The 1,605-nt window shown below is 70.1% G+C and carries 2 protein-coding genes and 1 pseudogene; all 3 read left to right on the top strand.

Annotated features, from left to right (window positions below):
- Positions 1–793, top strand: a pseudogene (locus HMPREF3115_RS12995) (DUF802 domain-containing protein); the annotation flags it as partial.
- Positions 794–796: 3 nt separating this feature from the next.
- Positions 797–1,441, top strand: coding sequence for an OmpA family protein (locus tag HMPREF3115_RS13000; RefSeq protein WP_070554662.1), 645 nt, complete (start codon positions 797–799; stop codon positions 1,439–1,441).
- Positions 1,438–1,605 (top strand): DUF2894 domain-containing protein (locus tag HMPREF3115_RS29190; protein ID WP_141751674.1); only part of this gene is annotated, 168 nt, incomplete at its 3' end. The genes HMPREF3115_RS13000 and HMPREF3115_RS29190, both read left to right, overlap by 4 nt.

The raw sequence follows: 1,605 nt of genomic DNA on the forward strand, positions 1-1,605 counted from the left end.
CGACTCGCACACCGGTCTGCAGACGCAGCTTGCCGCGCGCGACGAACAACGACTGTCCGCTTGGAACGACTCGCTCGCCGCGATGGCCGCCGCGCTGCGCGACGAATGGCAGCAGGCGAGCGCACACGCAGCCGCGCGTCAGCAGGACATCTGCGATACGCTCGCGCGCACCGCGAACGACATCGCCGCGCAGGCGCAGGCACAGGCGAGCGACACGATCAACGAGATCGGGCGGCTCGTGCAGGCCGCATCGGAAGCGCCGAAGGCGGCGGCCGACGTCGTCGCCGAACTGCGTCAGCGGCTCTCGGAGAGCATGGTGCGCGACACCGCGATGCTCGAAGAACGCAGCCGTTTGCTCGCGACGCTCGAAACGCTGCTCGGCGCGGTCAACCACGCGTCGACCGAACAGCGCGCGGCGATCGACGCGCTCGTCAGCACCTCGGCCGATCTGCTCGACCGGATCGGCGCGCGCTTCAACGACACGGTCGACGCGCAAAGCCGCAAGCTCGATGCAGTCGCCGCGCAGGTGACGGCCGGTGCGGTCGACGTCGCGAGCCTCGGCGATGCGTTCGGCGCGGCCGTGCAGGTATTCGGCGAGTCGAACGACAAGCTGCTCGCGCATCTGCAGCGCATCGAGGCCGCGCTCGAGAAGTCGCTCGCGCGCAGCGACGAACAGCTCGAGTACTACGTCGCGCAGGCGCGCGAGGTGATCGATCTGAGCATGATGTCGCAGAAGCAGATCGTCGAAGATTTGCAGCAGATCGCCGGGCGGCGCACTTCCGTCGGAGCGTAAGCGATGCACGAGGAAATCGACGGCGGCGCGGAAGCCGCGCCGGTCTGGCCCGCGTTCGCCGACCTGATGTCGGTGCTGCTCGGCGCGTTCGTGCTGATCCTCGTCGGCGTGATCGGCATGCAGCTGCAGCTGACGTCGAAGCTCGAGGAAGCCGTGCGTGCGCGCCAGCAGGAAGCGCAGCAGCGCAAGACGCTCGAACTGGCGCTCGCGGGGCCGCTTGCGGCCGGCCGCGTGACGCTCGTGAACGGGCGTATCGGGATCGCCGGCAACCTGCTGTTCGCGCTGAACTCCGACCAGCTGCAGCCGGACGGCCGCGAACTGCTGAAGACGCTCGCCGGCCCGCTCGCCGCGTATCTGAAGACGCGCGATCAGATCCTGATGGTCAGCGGCTTCGCGGACGATCAGCAGGTGCGCGCCGGCAACCGGATGTTTGCGGACAACTGGGAGCTGTCGGCGAAACGTGCGCTGACGGTCACGCGCGCGCTGATCGATGAGGGCGTCCCGGCGTCGTCGGTGTTCGCGGCCGCGTTCGGATCCGAGCAGCCGGTCAGCTCGAATGCCGACGACGAAGGCCGCGCGAAGAACCGCCGCGTCGAGATCGCGCCGGTCCCGCGCAAGTCCGCCTCGAACGGAGGGCCGGCGCGGTGACGGTCGACGCGACGCAGGTGCGCACGATGCTCGATGCATGGCGCGAGCAGGGCGCGGCGCGGCTCGATCCGGTGCGCTTCCATCGGCTCGACGCGCTCGAACGGCGCGCGGCCGCACTCGACGGCGACGCGCGCCGGCTGCTCGACGCGCGGCTCGCCGCGCTG

The sequence above is a fragment of the Burkholderia sp. HMSC10F09 genome, from assembly GCF_001806955.1.
In the GTDB taxonomy this organism is placed as follows: Bacteria; Pseudomonadota; Gammaproteobacteria; order Burkholderiales; family Burkholderiaceae; genus Burkholderia; species Burkholderia multivorans.

Bases quoted from the DNA above. Each gene is read 5' to 3' on its own strand.
- HMPREF3115_RS13000 (WP_070554662.1), top strand. From the start codon at position 797: ATGCACGAGGAAATCGACGGCGGCGCGGAAGCCGCGCCGGTCTGGCCC.